Below are 21,256 nucleotides of genomic sequence, written 5' to 3' on the forward strand. Positions count from 1 at the left end.
TAGTCGGTCCCTAAGGCGAGGCTGAAAAGCGTAGTCGATGGAAAACAGGTTAATATTCCTGTACTTCTAGTTATTGCGATGGAGGGACGGAGAAGGCTAGGCCAGCTTGGCGTTGGTTGTCCAAGTTTAAGGTGGTAGGCTGAGATCTTAGGTAAATCCGGGATCTTAAGGCCGAGAGCTGATGACGAGTTGCCTTTAGGCGACGAAGTGGTTGATGCCATGCTTCCAAGAAAAGCTTCTAAGCTTCAGATAACTAGGAACCGTACCCCAAACCGACACAGGTGGTTGGGTAGAGAATACCAAGGCGCTTGAGAGAACTCGGGTGAAGGAACTAGGCAAAATGGCACCGTAACTTCGGGAGAAGGTGCGCCGGTGAGGGTGAAGGACTTGCTCCGTAAGCCCATGCCGGTCGAAGATACCAGGCCGCTGCGACTGTTTATTAAAAACACAGCACTCTGCAAACACGAAAGTGGACGTATAGGGTGTGACGCCTGCCCGGTGCCGGAAGGTTAATTGATGGGGTTAGCTAACGCGAAGCTCTTGATCGAAGCCCCGGTAAACGGCGGCCGTAACTATAACGGTCCTAAGGTAGCGAAATTCCTTGTCGGGTAAGTTCCGACCTGCACGAATGGCGTAACGATGGCGGCGCTGTCTCCACCCGAGACTCAGTGAAATTGAAATCGCTGTGAAGATGCAGTGTATCCGCGGCTAGACGGAAAGACCCCGTGAACCTTTACTATAGCTTTGCACTGGACTTTGAATTTGCTTGTGTAGGATAGGTGGGAGGCTTTGAAGCGTGGACGCCAGTTCGCGTGGAGCCATCCTTGAAATACCACCCTGGCAACTTTGAGGTTCTAACTCAGGTCCGTTATCCGGATCGAGGACAGTGTATGGTGGGTAGTTTGACTGGGGCGGTCTCCTCCTAAAGAGTAACGGAGGAGTACGAAGGTGCGCTCAGACCGGTCGGAAATCGGTCGTAGAGTATAAAGGCAAAAGCGCGCTTGACTGCGAGACAGACACGTCGAGCAGGTACGAAAGTAGGTCTTAGTGATCCGGTGGTTCTGTATGGAAGGGCCATCGCTCAACGGATAAAAGGTACTCCGGGGATAACAGGCTGATACCGCCCAAGAGTTCATATCGACGGCGGTGTTTGGCACCTCGATGTCGGCTCATCACATCCTGGGGCTGAAGCCGGTCCCAAGGGTATGGCTGTTCGCCATTTAAAGTGGTACGCGAGCTGGGTTTAGAACGTCGTGAGACAGTTCGGTCCCTATCTGCCGTGGACGTTTGAGATTTGAGAGGGGCTGCTCCTAGTACGAGAGGACCGGAGTGGACGAACCTCTGGTGTTCCGGTTGTCACGCCAGTGGCATTGCCGGGTAGCTATGTTCGGGAGAGATAACCGCTGAAAGCATCTAAGCGGGAAACTTGCCTCAAGATGAGATCTCACTGGAACCTTGAGTTCCCTGAAGGGCCGTCGAAGACTACGACGTTGATAGGTTGGGTGTGTAAGCGCTGTGAGGCGTTGAGCTAACCAATACTAATTGCCCGTGAGGCTTGACCATATAACACCCAAGCAATCTGCAACGCAGATTGTGGTGGTGAAGACGAAAGTCACCGAAAGTTTGCAAAACCACAAAGTCACATACCCAATTCGCTGGAGTGTCTAACAAGACCTTCTGGCAACAGAATTTCTTGACGACCATAGAGCATTGGAACCACCTGATCCCATCCCGAACTCAGCAGTGAAACGATGCATCGCCGATGGTAGTGTGGGGTTTCCCCATGTGAGAGTAGGTCATCGTCAAGATTAAATTCCGAAACCCCTATCTGCGCATGCAGGTAGGGGTTTTGTCTTTATAGTAGAAGCATCAAGAATTCGCCGGTACGTCACAACAGACGGACCAGCACACAGAATTTCTTGACGACCATAGAGCATTGGAACCACCTGATCCCATCCCGAACTCAGCAGTGAAACGATGCATCGCCGATGGTAGTGTGGGGTTTCCCCATGTGAGAGTAGGTCATCGTCAAGATTAAATTCCAAAACCCCTGTCTGCCTTGCAGACAGGGGTTTTGTCTTTTCTGGCTACTATCAAGCGCTCAGGTAAGCCTTGATAGTCCTGGCCGCCGTATTCAAATGGCGTTCAAGCACCTTGATGGCATCATCAACTGACTTATCGTTCGCAGCATCTACCAAGGCGTTGTGGTCATCCTGGGTCAGTTTCCCCAAGCCCATCGACGACAGGTGAAAGCGTAAGAAGCGCTCTTCTTCGTTCAGCTCGATTTCAATCAGGTGCAGCAGCTTCTTGTTGGAAGCCTTGCTGTACAGGCTCATGTGAAACAACCGGTTCAGCCGGCCGATTTCGGCGTGCCGGGTTTCGTTTTCCAGTTGCTTGATATAGCTGCGAGCAAGGGCGATATCTTCGGCTTCCAGCAGAGGGATCGACTGGCGCAGCGCTTCAGATTCCAGAATCACTCGCAGGGCATAGGTGTCTACCGCATCTTCACCGATCAGCGGAGCAACCACCGCGCCTTTGTGTGCCACCACCTGTAGCAATGACTGCGCTTCAAGCTGGCGTAGAGCCTCGCGTACGGGCATACGGCTGACGCCGAACAGCGTCGCCAACTCTTGCTGTCGCAGAGCCATACCGGGTGCCAGGCGGCCTTCCAGAATGGCATTGCGCAACCGCTCTTCAATCACACTACGAGCCAGGTGCGGCGGGATTTGCTCGCTGCCCAGTATTTCGCTCAAGGATTTGGATTTCTCGGTCACGCTTTACTCTGTCCTTAATGTCGGGATGGATTAAATGTTGGATCCAATCACGCTAGTTAGCGTATGGACCCTTGTCAAACTCGCAGGCGCGCGCCTGAACCGGTCGGCAGGCTGCGAGTGTGATGGGTAGTTGCTATCGTGAATGAAGTTTTTCTCCAAGGGAAGTCGAGCCGACTACAGGGCATGGGTCTTCCGGGATGATCGCAGGCTGATGTTGTCGTGATTGTAAGGTGCCATTGTTTTTTCATGGGCAAGGCCGCACCATCGGTGTTTTTCCACAGGTTTGCGCAGGTTTTCGTATTGGCGATGCGTTGGGCTGTTCAGTTGACCTTGCGCCGGCTCGGCCTTGCCGTGGTGTTCGGCTGCCTGCTGTTAGGCAGCCTGCACGCCGATTGGGATTTCTCCCAGATCAGCCGACGAGCCCAATCCCTGTATGGCCCACTGGGGCCAGGGCAGGGTCGTATCGATGCCTGGCAAAACATGCTGACCACCCAGAAGCAGGGCAGTGAAGCCGAGCAGCTCAAGCGGGTGAATCAGTTCTTCAACCACCAATTACGTTACGTGGAAGACATCGACCTGTGGCGCGAGGTCGATTATTGGGCAACACCGATACAGGCACTGATCAAGGGGCAGGGCGACTGCGAAGACTATGCTATCGCCAAGTACTTCAGCCTGCGGCGCATGGGAGTGCCGGCGGAAAAACTGCGCATCACCTACGTCAAGGCGTTACGCCAGAACCGTGCGCATATGGTCCTGACCTATTACTCAAGCCCCAATGCCATGCCGTTGGTACTCGACAGCCTGATGGACGCAATCAAGCCCGCCAGCGAGCGTACCGACCTATTGCCGGTTTATTCCTTCAACGGTGAAGGCCTGTGGCTGACAGGTTCCGGAGGTAATAAAAAGGTTGGCGACACGAAACGTTTGTCGCGCTGGCAGGATCTACTGAAAAAGATGCAGGCCGAAGGTTTCCCGGCCGAACCGGTTTACTAAAGGAGCACAGATGTCACTGTTCAAACAATTGCTGCTTGCCATCTGCCTGTTCCTGGTAGTCGCGTTCAGCGGCAGCTTCATGGTTAGCCTGGAAAGCTCACGCAGCCAGTACGTAAACCAGTTGCGCTCCCACGCACAGGATGCGGCCACGGCGTTGGCGTTGTCGCTGACGCCGAACATTGATGATCCGGCGATGGTCGAGTTGATGGTCAGTTCGATTTTCGACAGTGGTTACTACTCCAGTATCAAGGTCATCGACCTGGGCTCCAACGCCGTGCTGGTAGAGCGCCACGCCGAAGCTGATGCCAATGGTGTACCTGCCTGGTTCATTCGCCTGATAGGCCTTGAGGCCGCAGGAGGCGATGCTATCGTCAGCCGCGGCTGGCAGCAGGCGGCGCGGGTTGAGGTGGTGAGCCATCCTATGTTCGCTCTGGGCAAACTTTGGCAAAGCGCTCTGGGCAGTCTCGGTTGGCTGCTGCTGTGCGGCGCCTTGAGTGCGGTGCTCGGTGCGTTGCTGCTGCGCCGTCAGCTCAAGCCACTGGACTACATGGTGGCGCAGTCTCACGCTATCGCTCGTCGCGAATTCCTCAGCCTGCCAGACCTGCCCAGCACACCTGAACTGCGTCGGGTGGTCCAGGCCATGAACCAGATGGTCGAAAAGCTCAAGGCGCTGTTCAAGGAGCAGGCTGAGCGCAGTGAAAAGCTGCGCGTCGAATCCTACCAGGACAGCCTGACGGGCTTGGCCAACCGCCGTTATTTCGAGATGCAGCTCAATGCCCAGGTCAGCAATATCGAGGAAGCCCGGCCGGGTTACCTGTTGTTGCTGCGAGTGAAGGATCTGGCCGGGCTTAACCAACGCCTGGGTGGCCAACGCACTGATCAGCTACTCCAGGCGGTAGGGCAGCAACTGCAACGCACCTGCGCTAACTACCCGGAAACCAACAACCTGATCACCCGCAGCCGTGGCGGTGAGTTTGCCGTGCTGGCACCGGGCTTGGTGCATGAAGAGGCGGTACAGCTTGCTCAGGCCCTGGAGGTGACCCTGCAGAGCCTGGCCGACACCGGCGCCACTGACGTCACGCCAGTGGCCTGTATCGGCATGGCGCCGTATAGCCCCGGTGATGCTCCCCAAGCCTTGCTCAAGCTGGCAGATGAAGCCTTGGCGCGTGCAGAGAGCCAGGTAGAGCCGGGTTGGGTGTGCCTCGAGCAGGGCACCGCCCCGCAAGCTGGCAATACTCACCATGCCTGGCATCAGTTGCTCGACGATGCACTGAAGCAAGGGCGCTTTCAGCTGTTTTTCCAACCGGTGGTGGCCAGTGATGCACCGGAGCGGGTGTTGCACTACAAGGTAATCTCGCGGGTACTGGATGACCAGGGTCAAGCGATTGCCGCGGGGCGCTTCCTGCCCTGGCTTGAGCGCTTTGGCTGGTCGGCGCGCCTCGATGTGCTGATGCTTGAGCAAGTGTTGAAACACATGCAAAACCACACCGAGGCCCTGGCCCTGAACCTGTCGGCGTCCACCTTGGCAGATCCGGCCGCGTTGCAACGGGTTTATGAGCTGCTTGGCCAGCATCCGGCACTGGGGCCGCGTCTGACCCTGGAGATTGGTGAAGAACAGTTACCCGACCAGGCCGTACTCGAACAGTTGACCCGGCGTTTGCGCGCGCTCGGTTTCAGCCTGAGCCTGCAGCGCTTCGGTGGGCGCTTCAGCATGATCGGTAACCTGGCCCATCTGGGGCTGGCCTACCTGAAGATTGATGGTAGCTACATCCGTGCGATCGATCAGGAGCGGCACAAGCGCTTGTTCATCGAAGCGATTCAGCGCGCCGCTCACAGCATCGACCTGCCGCTGATTGCCGAGCGCGTCGAAACCGAAGGGGAGCTTAAAGTGTTGCGCGAGATGGGCATCCAGGGCGTTCAGGGGCGTTTGGTAGGTGAGCCTGCACCCTGGCGCTAAAACAGGCGTGGGCAGGCCCTGAGGGGCCTGCAGCGCTTAGATCAGGCCGCCGTTCTCGTCACTGTCATCGATCAGATTGGTCAGCCCGCCCAGCACCTGACGGGCATTCGACCGGCTGAGCAGCTTGGCTTGAGCACCAGCCGGCAGGTCGGTGATGCTAATCACACCTTTGGTGGTGAGCACTTCGATCAAGTCTTCGAGTACCCGGATCATGTCCAGGCCACTCTGCTTGAGCTGCTTGAGGCTGTTCTCGACAACGTCATCAGCAAACCAGTCCTGAATTTCGGCGTGGTCGGCAGGCAACTGTTCCGTGTATTCGTCAAAGGCGGCGGCTTCTACCCGAAGCAACTGGCCCTGTGCGTCACGTTGCACATAGAACATGGGAATCCCTCGTAAATTGAGTCCGTAACCGCAGTCAGCAGCATAGGCCAAGCTCGCCAGGCTGTGGGACTGGCGAGCGAGTATGCCGGGTGAACAGGGTACAGGCCAAGCCTGCTGGCCTCGGTAGCCATGCCAGGCTACCGAGGTCGAGGGCTATCAGCTGTTGGAGTGGTCGATCTTGATGGTCGGGTCGGCACCAGATACCAGCGAGTTGATCGTGGTGTTGGCCCAGTTGACGCCTTCCAGCTTGATCGTCACATCCGCGTTGGCCAGGCCACCGGCGGAGTTCAGCTTGCCTTCGGAGCTGACCTGCAGGGTCGACTCGCCATTGACCGTGGTGATCTTCAGGAAGTTGTCGATCGTGCTGCCCTTCTCGCTCTGCAGCAGGTCGCTCAGATCCAGACGGTCACCCTCGCCAGGCTTGAAGTCCTTGATCACATCCTTGCCAGTGTCGCCGGCTTTCCACACGAAGGTGTCGGCGCCGCTGCCACCGGTAAGAATATCGTCGCCTTTGCCGCCCATGAGGATGTCGTTCCCTTCATCGCCAAGCAGGGTGTCAATGCCCTCTCCGCCAATCAGCGTGTCGTTGCCGGCGCCACCGATCAACACATCCTTGCCGCTACCGCCGAGCAGAATGTCATTGCCCTTGCCGCCTTCGAGACGGTCATCGCCACCCTGGCCGAAGATAATGTCATTGCCGTCGCCGCCGAGCAGCGTATCGGCACCATCGTTGGCGCGTGAAACATCAAAATCACTGACGTGTTCGGTGATGTACTTGTGCAGAACGCGGCCATCGACATCGCCCAGTTTCATATCCAGCTCACGGGCAACATAAGCCTGTATCGCTTCGATACCGTTGCCGGCGATTCCGTCGAAGCTGACCAGATCACCGAAGATAATGTCGTTGCCTTCACCGCCGTTGACCGTGTCGTTGCCAGGGTTAGTGGCTTCGGTATGACTGAGAATGGCTTCGGCCAGTTTGCTCGGATCGATGTTGGACTGCGGTTTGCCGTCGGTGTCGTAGTACTTCAGGTCATTGGCGTTAATCGTGCTATTGAGCCCGATCGCTTCCACACTTGAATGCTTCGACAGCAACAAGAACGAGTCTTTTGAGTTGCTGTCGATGTACCAGGACGACCCGCCCTGATACGACAACTCATACGTGCCGTCGCCTTGAGCATGCAGCTCACCCGAGGCTTTGTCGTCGTCACGCCAGCGGTTGCCAGAATAGTATTCGGCTGTGAGGTAACCGTTTTTGTCGATACTGATCCGGTTGTTGTCACCGATCATTTTGTCAGTGACAACATCACCCAGTTTGTACTTCATCGCGCCGAGCACACCGTCCAGGGTGAGGCTGGAGTTCTTGAATACCGGGTCGGACTCGCCGGTTTGATACCGGTTAGGTTTGCCGTCAGTGATAAAGAACGTCTGGTTGCTACCGGTGCTGCCGCTGATTTTGAGGTTCTGGAACCAGTTGGCGGTGGTTTTGAACGCGTCTTCGTAGTTGGTATTGCCGCCGGCATAGAACTTCTGCAGTGCAGCTTGCAGATCAGTGAGCGCGTTTTTGTCGGCCAGGTTGACCGTAATAGTGGTGTTCACCTGATCGGAGAAGTCCACCAACAGGATGTTCACCGTACCGGACTGCGCACCTTTGACACTGTTGGCCAGCGTAGTGAATACCGACTCCAGGGATTTCTTCGCAGCTTCTACGCCTTTGCTGCCCATACTGCCCGAAGTATCGACAATGAACGCCAGGTTGTAGTCCTGCCCTGGGGTAACGTGCAGACCGTTGACGTCAGCAACGACGATGTCGTTTTCGCTGCCCAGCGACTTATCGTCATTGACCTCGGTCAGGTTGCCGGGGAGGTAGCTGTCCGGGTGAACGGTGACCGTGATCTTGCCAGGGGTGGACGCGCTGTCGTTGTTGGCCTTCTCGGTCGATGTCGCGGTGACAGAGATGTCGAACTTGCCTTGGTAGTAAGCCGGTGGCTTGAGGCTCAGACCATTGAGGTTCCAGCCGGTGACATCCACTTCAGTCTTGCCAACGGTGACAGTGTGACCGGCGCCATCGCTGAGGATCGAGCCTTCCGGAATACCGCCCAGTTTGATGCTGAGGGTTTCCGAGCCATCGGTGTCGGTCAGGCTGCTGGAGATGCCCACCAGTTTGACGGTACCGTTCTCGGCACCTTCATTGAGCTTGTAGCCTTGGTAGTAGCCTTCACCGTTGTCGCCGTGCAGTTCGCCGACGGTCACGCCAGCGTTGTTCAGGTCGTTCACGCTCGGGTACATCGGGATGTTGCTATTGCTCAGGTCGACCGGAGCGCTGCCGTTGACCGACAGGTTGACGTCATAGCTGCCCGGACCACTCTGGTTCGCGTGGTAGATGTCCAGGGTGTAGTAACCACTGGCGCCCGGCGTGAATGAACCCGTGAACGTCCCGCTGGCATTGCCCCAGGTGGCAGACGCCACTTTCTGGCCGCCGATGGTAATCAGCAGGCTGTCGTCACCCATACCGCTGAAGGTGTAGGTTTTACCGGCTTCAAGATAAATCAGGCCAGAAGTCTTCGAGCCCGAGCCGGCTGTCACGCTGCTATCGGATTGGGCATTGGTGACCGTCGACGAGCTATTGGGTTTACCGGCGTTGTCGAAGACCGTCTTCAACGCGTTATCGGTGATGCCGTTGCCGTTGGTACCCAGGCCGCTCAGGCTGTTCCAGGTTTCCTTGAGCAAGCCGATCGAGTTCACGTTGTTGCTGCCGATGATCAGAGTCGGTGCATCGGCAACCGGAGTAATGTCGACCTTGATGGTCGATTCATTACCCACGCCTTGGCCATCAGTAGGTTTGAACTTGATCTGCGCGTAGTCGGCTTCTTTGTTGCCCACGCCGTTGCCGCCGTTGGCATTGATACCCGACTCGTTGCGATCCGGAACGAATTTCAGCTTACCGGCATCGATATCGGCTTTGCTGAAGACCTTGCCAGCATCAGCGCTGGTCAGGGTTTTCCAGACGTTGCCGTCCTTGTACTGCAGCACACCATCGGCAGGCAGTTGAGTGATGGTAAGACCGAGGTTGGCGGCCGGGGTATCGGCATCGGTGATGCCAAAGTTGGCCCAGCTCAGCACCAGGTCATTATCTTCAGTGCCGGTTACGGCACCACCTGCGGCAACGGGGGCTTCGTTGCTCTGGATGGTGGTGGTGACGCTGCCGTTGCTACCGACCTCCAGTTTTTCGAAATTGCCACCGGTGGCCGAATCGATCTTCACGGTGAAGGATTCAACGCCCTCGGCGACACCATCACGCAGGATCGGCACACTGAAGTTCCCAGTGCTGCTGCCTTTCGGAATCGTCACGGTCGTTACGCCGGTGAAGTCCGAGCCATCTTTGGCCGTGCCGGAGTAAGTCAGCGTAATAGTGACGTCGGCTTCCGCCTTGCTGGACAACGTCAGGGTGTAATTGGCGGAATCACCCTCGGCAACCGAGGTGGTGCCGGAGATATTGACCGTGGTGGTGTCGGTGGTGTCCTTGATATCGGCGGTTGCGGTAGCGCCGGTAAGGTCAGTGCCTTCGAAGTTGCCGCCGGTCACCTTAGTGACGGTGGCGGTCAGGGTGCTGCCGTCTTTGTAGACGTCTTCGACGTTGGTGTTCGGCACGTCGAGTTTGCCGTAGCCCTTGTCGTTGACGGTGACGGTGTAGTCCTTGCCCGCGACGTTGACGGTCAGGGTAGCGGTGGTGCCGGTCTGTGGCGGATTGCTCAGCTGGAAGTGGAAGGTGACGTTAGCGTCGCCTTCTTTCGCAGCGTCTGCAGTGACCTTGACGGTGGTGTCCTGGAAGGTGTCTTTGACATCAACCGTGACCGACGCGTCTTTGAGGTCAGTCCCTTCGAAGTTGCCGCCGTTCACTTCAGTCACGGTCGCGGTGACCTTGCTGCCGTCGAGGTAAGCGTCTTCGATGTTGGTGTTCGGGACGTCGAGCTTGCCATAGCCCTTGTCGTCAACGGTGACGAAGTAATCCTTGCCGCCAACGTTGATGGTCAGGATGGCAGTGCTACCGGCTTGCGGTGGATTGCTCAGCTGGAAGTGGAAGGTGACGTTAGCGTCGCCTTCTTTCGCCGCGTCTGCAGTGACCTTAACGGTGGTGTCCTGGAAGGTGTCTTTGACATCAACCGTGACCGACGCGTCTTTGAGGTCAGTCCCTTCGAAGTTGCCGCCGTTCACTTCAGTCACGGTCGCGGTGACCTTGCTGCCGTCGAGGTAAGCGTCTTCGATGTTGGTGTTCGGCACTTCGAGCTTGCCGTAACCCTTGTCGTCAACGGTGACGAAGTAGTCCTTGCCGCCGACGTTGATGGTCAGGATGGCAGTGCTACCAGCCTGCGGTGGGTTGCTCAGCTGGAAGTGGAAAGTGACGTTAGCGTCGCCTTCTTTCGCAGCGTCTGCTGTGACCTTGACGGTGGTGTCCTGGAAGGTGTCTTTGACATCAACCGTGACGGAGGCATCTTTCAGGTCGGTACCTTCGAAGTTGCCACCGTTCACTTCGGTCACGGTCGCAGTGACCTTGCTGCCGTCGAGGTAGGCGTCTTCGATGTTGGTGTTCGGGACGTCGAGTTTGCCGTAGCCCTTGTCGTCAACGGTGACGAAATACTCTTTACCGCCGACATTGACGGTCAGCACCGTCGTGCCTTGTGGCGGGTTGCTCAGCTGGAAGTGGAAGGTGACGTTAGCGTCGCCTTCTTTCGCCGCGTCAGCAGTGGCCTTGACGGTGGTGTCCTGGAAGGTGTCTTTGACATCAACCGTGACCGACGCGTCTTTGAGGTCAGTCCCTTCGAAGTTGCCGCCGTTCACTTCGGTCACGGTCGCAGTGACCTTGCTGCCGTCGAGGTAAGCATCTTCGATGTTGGTGTTCGGGACGTCGAGCTTGCCGTAGCCCTTATCGTCGACAGTGACGAAATAGTCTTTACCGCCGACATTGACGGTCAGCACCGTCGTGCCTTGTGGTGGGTTGCTCAGCTGGAAGTGGAAGGTGACGTTGGCGTCGCCTTCTTTCGCAGCGTCTGCTGTGACCTTGACGGTGGTGTCCTGGAAGGTGTCTTTGACATCAACCGTGACGGAGGCATCTTTCAGGTCGGTACCTTCGAAGTTGCCGCCGTTCACTTCGGTCACGGTCGCAGTGACCTTGCTGCCGTCGAGGTAAGCATCTTCGATGTTGGTGTTCGGGACGTCGAGCTTGCCGTAGCCCTTATCGTCGACAGTGACGAAATAGTCTTTACCGCCGACATTGACGGTCAGCACCGTCGTGCCTTGTGGTGGGTTGCTCAGCTGGAAGTGGAAGGTGACGTTGGCGTCGCCTTCTTTCGCAGCGTCTGCTGTGACCTTGACGGTGGTGTCCTGGAAGGTGTCTTTGACATCAACCGTGACGGAGGCATCTTTCAGGTCGGTACCTTCGAAGTTGCCACCGTTCACTTCGGTTACGGTCGCGGTGACCTTGCTGCCGTCGAGGTAGGCGTCTTCGATGTTGGTGTTCGGGACGTCGAGCTTGCCATAGCCCTTGTCGTCGACAGTGACGAAGTAATCCTTGCCGCCAACGTTGATGGTCAGGATGGCGGTGCTACCGGCTTGCGGCGGGTTGCTCAGCTGGAAGTGGAAGGTGACGTTAGCGTCGCCTTCTTTAGCCGCGTCTGCAGTGACCTTAACGGTGGTGTCCTGGAAGGTGTCTTTGACATCAACCGTGACCGACGCGTCTTTGAGGTCAGTCCCTTCGAAGTTGCCGCCGTTCACTTCAGTCACGGTCGCAGTGACTTTGCTGCCGTCGAGGTAAGCGTCTTCGATGTTGGTGTTCGGCACTTCGAGCTTGCCGTAACCCTTGTCGTCAACGGTGACGAAGTAGTCCTTGCCGCCGACGTTGATGGTCAGGATGGCAGTGCTACCAGCCTGCGGTGGGTTGCTCAGCTGGAAGTGGAAAGTGACGTTAGCGTCGCCTTCTTTCGCCGCGTCTGCAGTGACCTTGACGGTGGTGTCCTGGAAGGTGTCTTTGACATCAACGGTGACGGAGGCATCTTTCAGGTCAGTGCCTTCGAAGTTGCCGCCGTTCACTTCAGTCACGGTTGCAGTGACCTTGCTGCCGTCGAGGTAGGCGTCTTCGATGTTGGTGTTCGGCACTTCGAGCTTGCCATAGCCCTTGTCGTCGACAGTGACGAAGTAGTCCTTGCCGCCGACATTGATGGTCAGGATGGCAGTGCTACCGGCTTGCGGTGGATTGCTCAGCTGGAAGTGGAAGGTGACATTGGCGTCGCCTTCTTTCGCAGCATCTGCAGTGACCTTGACGGTGGTGTCCTGGAAGGTGTCTTTGACATCAACCGTGACCGACGCGTCTTTCAGGTCAGTCCCTTCGAAGTTGCCGCCGTTCACTTCGGTTACGGTCGCAGTGACTTTGCTGCCGTCGAGGTAAGCGTCTTCGATGTTGGTGTTCGGCACGTCGAGCTTGCCGTAGCCCTTATCGTCGACAGTGACGAAATAGTCCTTGCCGCCGACATTGACGGTCAGCACCGTCGTGCCTTGTGGTGGGTTGCTCAGCTGGAAGTGGAAGGTGACGTTGGCGTCGCCTTCTTTCGCAGCGTCTGCAGTGACTTTGACGGTGGTGTCTTGGAAGGTGTCTTTGACATCAACCGTGACCGACGCGTCTTTGAGGTCGGTACCTTCGAAGTTGCCACCGTTCACTTCAGTCACGGTCGCAGTGACCTTGCTGCCGTCGAGGTAAGCGTCTTCGATGTTGGTGTTCGGCACTTCGAGCTTGCCGTAGCCCTTGTCATCAACGGTGACGAAGTAATCCTTGCCGCCAACGTTGATGGTCAGGATGGCGGTGCTACCGGCCTGCGGTGGGTTGCTCAGCTGGAAGTGGAAGGTGACGTTAGCGTCGCCTTCTTTCGCCGCGTCCGCAGTGACTTTGACGGTGGTGTCCTGGAAGGTGTCTTTGACATCAACCGTGACGGAGGCATCTTTGAGGTCGGTACCTTCGAAGTTGCCGCCGTTCACTTCGGTCACGGTCGCAGTGACCTTGCTGCCGTCGAGGTAAGCGTCTTCGATGTTGGTGTTCGGGACTTCGAGCTTGCCATAGCCCTTGTCGTCAACGGTGACGAAGTAATCCTTGCCGCCAACGTTGATGGTCAGGATGGCAGTGCTACCGGCTTGCGGCGGGTTGCTCAGCTGGAAGTGGAAGGTGACGTTGGCGTCGCCTTCTTTCGCCGCGTCCGCAGTGACCTTAACGGTGGTGTCCTGGAAGGTGTCTTTGACATCAACGGTGACCGACGCGTCTTTCAGGTCAGTGCCTTCGAAGTTGCCGCCGTTCACTTCGGTTACGGTCGCAGTGACCTTGCTGCCGTCGAGGTAAGCATCTTCGATGTTGGTGTTCGGGACGTCGAGCTTGCCGTAGCCCTTATCGTCGACAGTGACGAAATAGTCTTTACCGCCGACATTGACGGTCAGCACCGTCGTGCCTTGTGGCGGATTGCTCAGCTGGAAGTGGAAGGTGACATTAGCGTCGCCTTCTTTGGCCGCGTCTGCAGTGACCTTGACGGTGGTGTCCTGGAAGGTGTCTTTGACATCAACCGTGACCGACGCGTCTTTCAGGTCAGTGCCTTCGAAGTTACCGCCGTTCACTTCAGTCACGGTCGCAGTGACTTTGCTGCCGTCGAGGTAAGCGTCTTCGATGTTGGTGTTCGGCACGTCGAGCTTGCCGTAGCCCTTGTCGTCAACGGTGACGAAGTAGTCCTTGCCGCCAACGTTGATGGTCAGGATGGCGGTGCTACCGGCTTGCGGTGGATTGCTCAGCTGGAAGTGGAAGGTGACGTTGGCGTCGCCTTCTTTCGCAGCGTCTGCTGTGACCTTGACGGTGGTGTCCTGGAAGGTGTCTTTGACATCAACCGTGACCGACGCGTCTTTCAGGTCGGTACCTTCGAAGTTGCCGCCGTTCACTTCAGTCACGGTCGCAGTGACCTTGCTGCCGTCGAGGTAAGCGTCTTCGATGTTGGTATTCGGGACGTCGAGCTTGCCGTAGCCCTTGTCGTCAACGGTGACGAAGTAGTCCTTGCCGCCAACGTTGATGGTCAGGATGGCGGTGCTACCGGCTTGCGGTGGATTGCTCAGCTGGAAGTGGAAGGTGACGTTGGCGTCGCCTTCTTTCGCCGCGTCTGCAGTGACCTTGACGGTGGTGTCCTGGAAGGTGTCTTTGACATCAACGGTGACGGAGGCATCTTTCAGGTCAGTGCCTTCGAAGTTGCCGCCGTTCACTTCAGTCACGGTTGCAGTGACCTTGCTGCCGTCGAGGTAGGCGTCTTCGATGTTGGTGTTCGGCACTTCGAGCTTGCCATAGCCCTTGTCGTCGACAGTGACGAAGTAGTCCTTGCCGCCGACATTGATGGTCAGGATGGCAGTGCTACCGGCTTGCGGTGGATTGCTCAGCTGGAAATGGAAGGTGACATTGGCGTCGCCTTCTTTCGCAGCATCTGCAGTGACCTTGACGGTGGTGTCCTGGAAGGTGTCTTTGACATCAACCGTGACGGAGGCATCTTTGAGGTCGGTACCTTCGAAGTTGCCGCCGTTCACTTCAGTCACGGTCGCAGTGACCTTGCTGCCGTCGAGGTAAGCGTCTTCGATGTTGGTGTTCGGCACTTCGAGCTTGCCGTAGCCCTTGTCGTCAACGGTGACGAAATAGTCTTTACCGCCGACATTGACGGTCAGCACCGTTGTGCCTTGTGGCGGGTTGCTCAGCTGGAAGTGGAAGGTGACGTTGGCGTCGCCTTCTTTCGCCGCGTCCGCAGTGACCTTGACGGTGGTGTCCTGGAAGGTGTCTTTGACATCAACCGTGACCGACGCGTCTTTCAGGTCAGTCCCTTCGAAGTTGCCGCCGTTCACTTCGGTTACGGTCGCAGTGACTTTGCTGCCGTCGAGGTAAGCGTCTTCGATGTTGGTGTTCGGCACGTCGAGCTTGCCGTAGCCCTTATCGTCGACAGTGACGAAATAGTCCTTGCCGCCGACATTGACGGTCAGCACCGTCGTGCCTTGTGGTGGGTTGCTCAGCTGGAAGTGGAAGGTGACGTTGGCGTCGCCTTCTTTCGCAGCGTCTGCAGTGACTTTGACGGTGGTGTCTTGGAAGGTGTCTTTGACATCAACCGTGACCGACGCGTCTTTGAGGTCGGTACCTTCGAAGTTGCCACCGTTCACTTCAGTCACGGTCGCAGTGACCTTGCTGCCGTCGAGGTAAGCGTCTTCGATGTTGGTGTTCGGCACTTCGAGCTTGCCGTAGCCCTTGTCATCAACGGTGACGAAGTAATCCTTGCCGCCAACGTTGATGGTCAGGATGGCGGTGCTACCGGCCTGCGGTGGGTTGCTCAGCTGGAAGTGGAAGGTGACGTTAGCGTCGCCTTCTTTCGCCGCGTCCGCAGTGACTTTGACGGTGGTGTCCTGGAAGGTGTCTTTGACATCAACCGTGACGGAGGCATCTTTGAGGTCGGTACCTTCGAAGTTGCCGCCGTTCACTTCGGTCACGGTCGCAGTGACCTTGCTGCCGTCGAGGTAAGCGTCTTCGATGTTGGTGTTCGGGACTTCGAGCTTGCCATAGCCCTTGTCGTCAACGGTGACGAAGTAATCCTTGCCGCCAACGTTGATGGTCAGGATGGCAGTGCTACCGGCTTGCGGCGGGTTGCTCAGCTGGAAGTGGAAGGTGACGTTGGCGTCGCCTTCTTTCGCCGCGTCCGCAGTGACCTTAACGGTGGTGTCCTGGAAGGTGTCTTTGACATCAACGGTGACCGACGCGTCTTTCAGGTCAGTGCCTTCGAAGTTGCCGCCGTTCACTTCGGTTACGGTCGCAGTGACCTTGCTGCCGTCGAGGTAAGCATCTTCGATGTTGGTGTTCGGGACGTCGAGCTTGCCGTAGCCCTTATCGTCGACAGTGACGAAATAGTCTTTACCGCCGACATTGACGGTCAGCACCGTCGTGCCTTGTGGCGGATTGCTCAGCTGGAAGTGGAAGGTGACATTAGCGTCGCCTTCTTTGGCCGCGTCTGCAGTGACCTTGACGGTGGTGTCCTGGAAGGTGTCTTTGACATCAACCGTGACCGACGCGTCTTTCAGGTCAGTGCCTTCGAAGTTACCGCCGTTCACTTCAGTCACGGTCGCAGTGACTTTGCTGCCGTCGAGGTAAGCGTCTTCGATGTTGGTGTTCGGCACGTCGAGCTTGCCGTAGCCCTTGTCGTCAACGGTGACGAAGTAGTCCTTGCCGCCAACGTTGATGGTCAGGATGGCGGTGCTACCGGCTTGCGGTGGATTGCTCAGCTGGAAGTGGAAGGTGACGTTGGCGTCGCCTTCTTTCGCAGCGTCTGCTGTGACCTTGACGGTGGTGTCCTGGAAGGTGTCTTTGACATCAACCGTGACCGACGCGTCTTTCAGGTCGGTACCTTCGAAGTTGCCGCCGTTCACTTCAGTCACGGTCGCAGTGACCTTGCTGCCGTCGAGGTAAGCGTCTTCGATGTTGGTATTCGGGACGTCGAGCTTGCCGTAGCCCTTGTCGTCAACGGTGACGAAGTAGTCCTTGCCGCCAACGTTGATGGTCAGGATGGCGGTGCTACCGGCTTGCGGTGGATTGCTCAGCTGGAAGTGGAAGGTGACGTTGGCGTCGCCTTCTTTCGCCGCGTCTGCAGTGACCTTGACGGTGGTGTCCTGGAAGGTGTCTTTGACATCAACGGTGACGGAGGCATCTTTCAGGTCAGTGCCTTCGAAGTTGCCGCCGTTCACTTCAGTCACGGTTGCAGTGACCTTGCTGCCGTCGAGGTAGGCGTCTTCGATGTTGGTGTTCGGCACTTCGAGCTTGCCATAGCCCTTGTCGTCGACAGTGACGAAGTAGTCCTTGCCGCCGACATTGATGGTCAGGATGGCAGTGCTACCGGCTTGCGGTGGATTGCTCAGCTGGAAATGGAAGGTGACATTGGCGTCGCCTTCTTTCGCAGCATCTGCAGTGACCTTGACGGTGGTGTCCTGGAAGGTGTCTTTGACATCAACCGTGACGGAGGCATCTTTGAGGTCGGTACCTTCGAAGTTGCCGCCGTTCACTTCAGTCACGGTCGCAGTGACCTTGCTGCCGTCGAGGTAAGCGTCTTCGATGTTGGTGTTCGGCACTTCGAGCTTGCCGTAGCCCTTGTCGTCAACGGTGACGAAATAGTCTTTACCGCCGACATTGACGGTCAGCACCGTTGTGCCTTGTGGCGGGTTGCTCAGCTGGAAGTGGAAGGTGACGTTGGCGTCGCCTTCTTTCGCCGCGTCTGCAGTGACTTTGACGGTGGTGTCCTGGAAGGTGTCTTTGACATCAACCGTGACCGACGCGTCTTTCAGGTCAGTCCCTTCGAAGTTGCCGCCGTTCACTTCAGTCACGGTCGCGGTGACCTTGCTGCCGTCGAGGTAAGCGTCTTCGATGTTGGTGTTCGGCACTTCGAGCTTGCCGTAGCCCTTGTCATCAACGGTGACGAAGTAATCCTTGCCGCCAACGTTGATGGTCAGGATGGCGGTGCTACCGGCCTGCGGTGGGTTGCTCAGCTGGAAGTGGAAGGTGACGTTAGCGTCGCCTTCTTTCGCCGCGTCCGCAGTGACCTTGACGGTGGTGTCCTGGAAGGTGTCTTTGACATCAACCGTGACCGACGCGTCTTTCAGGTCAGTCCCTTCGAAGTTGCCGCCGTTCACTTCAGTCACGGTCGCGGTGACCTTGCTGCCGTCGAGGTAAGCATCTTCGATGTTGGTGTTCGGCACGTCGAGCTTGCCGTAACCCTTGTCGTCGACAGTGACGAAGTAGTCCTTGCCGCCGACGTTGACGGTCAGGATGGCAGTGCTACCGGCTTGCGGTGGGTTGCTCAGCTGGAAGTGGAAGGTGACGTTAGCGTCGCCTTCTTTCGCAGCGTCTGCAGTGACTTTGACGGTGGTGTCTTGGAAGGTGTCTTTGACATCAACCGTGACCGACGCGTCTTTGAGGTCGGTACCTTCGAAGTTGCCACCGTTCACTTCAGTCACGGTCGCAGTGACCTTGCTGCCGTCGAGGTAAGCATCTTCGATGTTGGTGTTCGGCACTTCGAGCTTGCCGTAGCCCTTGTCGTCAACGGTGACGAAGTAGTCCTTGCCGCCGACATTGACGGTCAGCACCGTCGTGCCTTGCGGCGGATTGCTCAGCTGGAAGGTGAAGGTGACGTTGGTATCGCCTTCCTGTGCAGCATTGGCTTTGACCTCTACCGTTGTGGTGTCGATGGTGTCTTCGACATCGGCAGTGGCGGTCGCGCCAGTGAGGTCCGTGGCTTCGTAGTTGCCGCCATTGATCTCGGTAACGGTGGCGGTGACTTTGCTGGCATCGAGGTGCGCGTCGTCGAGGTTGGTGTTCGGCACATCGAGGGTGCCGTAGCCCTTGTCGTTGACGGTGACGAAGTAGTCTTTGCCGCCGACATTGACGGTCAACACGGTGGTGCTACCCGCTTGTGGCGGGTTGCTCAGCTGGAAGGTAAAGGTGACAAAGTCGCTGCCTTCCTGCGCGGCGTTAGCCTTCACTTCGACCGTGGTGGTATCAACGGTGTCTTTGACCTCAGCCGTCGCCGTGGCACCGGTCAGGTTGGTGGCTTCGTAGTTGCCGCCATTCACCGACGTCACGGTAGCGGTGAGGGTGCTGCCATCGGCGTAAACGTCTTCACCGTTGGTGTTTGGCACGGAAAGCGTGCCTTTACCGCTGGCATCGACGTTGACGGTGTAATTCTTGCCACCGACGTTAACGGTCAGGGTCGTAGCGCCCTGTGGCGGATTGCTCAGTTGGAAATTGAAGGTGACATTGGTATCGCCTTCCTTCGCCGGATCAGCGCTGACGGCCACGGTGGTGGTATCAACGGTGTCTTTGACCTCAGCCGTCGCCGTAGCACCGGTCAGGTTGGTGGCTTCGTAGTTGCCGCCATTCACCGACGTCACGGTAGCGGTGAGGGTGCTGCCATCGGCGTAAACGTCTTCACCGTTGGTGTTTGGCACGGAAAGCGTGCCTTTACCGCTGGCATCGACGTTGACGGTGTAATTCTTGCCACCGACGTTAACGGTCAGGGTCGTAGCGCCCTGCGGCGGATTGCTCAGTTGGAAATTGAAGGTGACATTGGTATCGCCTTCCTTCGCCGGATCAGCGCTGACGGCCACGGTGGTGGTATCAACGGTGTCTTTGACCTCAGCCGTCGCCGTAGCACCGGTCAGGTTGGTGGCTTCGTAGTTGCCGCCATTCACCGACGTCACGGTAGCGGTGAGGGTGCTGCCATCGGCGTAAACGTCTTCACCGTTGGTGTTTGGCACGGAAAGCGTGCCTTTACCGCTGGCATCGACGTTGACGGTGTAATTCTTGCCACCGACGTTAACGGTCAGGGTCGTAGCGCCCTGCGGCGGATTGCTCAGTTGGAAATTGAAGGTGACATTGGTATCGCCTTCCTTCGCCGGATCAGCGCTGACGGCCACGGTGGTGGTATCAACGGTGTCTTTGACCTCAGCCGTCGCCGTAGCACCGGTCAGGTTGGTGGCTTCGTAGTTGCCGCCATTCACCGACGTCACGGTAGCGGTGAGGGTGCTGCCATCGGCGTAAACGTCTTCACCGTTGGTGTTTGGCACGGAAAGCGTGCCTTTACCGCTGGCATCGACGTTGACGGTGTAATTCTTGCCACCGACGTTAACGGTCAGGGTCGTAGCGCCCTGCGGCGGATTGCTCAGCTGGAAATTGAAGGTGACATTGGTATCGCCTTCCTTCGCCGGATCAGCGCTGACGGCCACGGTGGTGGTATCAACGGTGTCTTTGACCTCAGCAGTCGCCGTGGCACCGGTCAGGTTGGTGGCTTCGTAGTTGCCGCCATTCACCGACGTGACGGTCGCGGTGAGGGTGCTGCCATCGGCGTAAACGTCTTCACCGTTGGTGTTTGGCACGGAAAGCGTGCCTTTACCGCTGGCATCCACGTTGACGGTGTAATCTTTGCCACCGACGTTAACGGTCAGGGTGGTAGCGCCCTGCGGCGGGTTGCTCAACTGGAAGTTGAAGGTGACGCTAGTGTCGCCTTCCTTCGCCGGATCAGCGCTGACAGCCACAGTGGTGGTGTCGATAGTGTCTGTAATCTGGGTGACCGCCGGCGTCTTGTCCGAGATTACGCTCAGTCCACCGCCGCCCGTAGTGCCGGTAATGGTCGTGGAGATTTCGCCGCCATCCAGGTACACGGTATCGTTCGGCGGGATGGTCACGCTGACGCTACCGGTGGTTTGCCCGGCGCTGATCACAATGACCTGGCCATTGGACAGGGTCACGGTCAGGTCGGTCAGGGGTGGCTGGCCGACAGTGGCGGTGTAGATAATCACGCCACCGGCTTCAGTAATCGACGGCGTCGCTTTCAGGGTGAGGCCGGTTTCGACATCGGCGGTCGGTGGCACCAGCTGGTTGTTGCCGTTGGTGTCCAGGCCGCCCAGTTCTTCACGCTGATCGTCGGTGGCAAAACCGATCGGGCCGGTCGGGAAGCCGATGGTCGGGTCCACGGAGCCTGCAGTGGCATCAAGCATCACGAAGCTGTGGCCACCACCGGCGGCACCGCCAGAGCCGGAGGCCGAAGGGCCTGCTGCGGTGGCTTCAAGTTCGGTCGTCGGGTCAGCACCGGCGGCGATTGCCTGCTGCAGCTCTTCAACCGAAGGCGCCGCTTGAGCGGTGGCAGCGGCCAGGTCGGTGCTGCTGTCCGGGGCATCAGCGCTCCATTGGGTATCGCGGCCCAGGTCCAGGGTGCGGCCGTCAGCCAGCTCCAGGCTCACGGCGCCGGCAAGGCCGGTCAGTACCTGCTCGCCAACGAACAGGCGGTCACCTTCGATAAGTACGCGCCGCACGCCTTCTGGTGATACGGCGATAACTTGACCAACAATGCTTTTGACGATGGCAACAACACTGCTCATTGGACTCTCCGGGTTACCCGTTCAATTGGCTTCCATGCCCAGGCGGCGCTGAATTGCCGCGTTTAGATGGAATGTTTCGAATTTAATTTGACGCTGAATTTGTCAAACTTTTGACTATATCTTTTGGCTATTAACTTTATGCCAAACTATTGACCTTACTGTTGCCATCCTAAACAATCGGCCCCGT

The 21,256-nt window shown here is 57.5% G+C and carries 5 protein-coding genes and 3 rRNA genes (1 of these 8 running past the window's edge); 5 read left to right on the forward strand and 3 right to left on the reverse strand.

Annotated elements, in window-relative coordinates:
* The 3 genes from ACVWSC_RS00590 to rrf (ACVWSC_RS00600) all read left to right on the forward strand — a co-directional run.
* Positions 1–1,563 (forward strand): 23S ribosomal RNA (locus ACVWSC_RS00590); it begins 1,328 nt to the left of the window's first position.
* A gap of 129 nt (positions 1,564–1,692) precedes the next feature.
* Positions 1,693–1,808, forward strand: a 5S ribosomal RNA gene (rrf, locus tag ACVWSC_RS00595).
* Positions 1,809–1,918: 110 nt separating this feature from the next.
* Positions 1,919–2,034 (forward strand): 5S ribosomal RNA (gene rrf / locus ACVWSC_RS00600).
* A 59-nt stretch (positions 2,035–2,093) separates the two neighbouring features.
* Here the strand turns inward: rrf (ACVWSC_RS00600) and ACVWSC_RS00605 are convergent.
* Entirely contained in the window at positions 2,094–2,774 is a 681-nt protein-coding gene (locus tag ACVWSC_RS00605) for a GntR family transcriptional regulator (RefSeq protein ID WP_442111276.1), read from the reverse strand.
* 306 nt (positions 2,775–3,080) lie between these two features.
* On the opposite strand from ACVWSC_RS00605, the gene lapG reads away from it, so the two are divergent.
* The gene (lapG, locus tag ACVWSC_RS00610) at positions 3,081–3,767 is read left to right on the forward strand and encodes a cysteine protease LapG (protein ID WP_442111278.1); all 687 of its coding nucleotides are present in this window, start codon (positions 3,081–3,083) and stop codon (positions 3,765–3,767) included.
* Positions 3,768–3,777: 10 nt separating this feature from the next.
* The gene (gene lapD, locus ACVWSC_RS00615) at positions 3,778–5,724 is read left to right on the forward strand and encodes a cyclic di-GMP receptor LapD (RefSeq protein WP_442111280.1); all 1,947 of its coding nucleotides are present in this window, start codon (positions 3,778–3,780) and stop codon (positions 5,722–5,724) included.
* Between the two features lie 36 nt (positions 5,725–5,760).
* Here the strand turns inward: lapD and ACVWSC_RS00620 are convergent, their stop codons facing one another.
* On the reverse strand, positions 5,761–6,105 hold the full coding sequence (locus tag ACVWSC_RS00620; protein WP_476461719.1) for a tryptophan synthase subunit beta: 345 nt from the start codon (positions 6,103–6,105) through the stop codon (positions 5,761–5,763).
* Between the two features lie 156 nt (positions 6,106–6,261).
* Positions 6,262–21,069, reverse strand: coding sequence for a retention module-containing protein (locus tag ACVWSC_RS00625; protein ID WP_442111284.1), 14,808 nt, complete (start codon positions 21,067–21,069; stop codon positions 6,262–6,264).
* Positions 21,070–21,256: the final 187 nt, after the last annotated feature.

The organism is Pseudomonas sp. NUPR-002 (assembly GCF_056322725.1).

Excerpts from the sequence above, each read along its gene's own strand:
- ACVWSC_RS00625 (WP_442111284.1), bottom strand. The coding sequence starts at position 21,069 with ATGAGCAGTGTTGTTGCCATCGTCAAAAGCATTGTTGGTCAAGTTATC.
- lapD (WP_442111280.1), top strand. The coding sequence starts at position 3,778 with ATGTCACTGTTCAAACAATTGCTGCTTGCCATCTGCCTGTTCCTGGTA.
- lapG (WP_442111278.1), top strand. The coding sequence starts at position 3,081 with ATGCGTTGGGCTGTTCAGTTGACCTTGCGCCGGCTCGGCCTTGCCGTG.
- ACVWSC_RS00620 (WP_476461719.1), bottom strand. The coding sequence starts at position 6,105 with ATGTTCTATGTGCAACGTGACGCACAGGGCCAGTTGCTTCGGGTAGAA.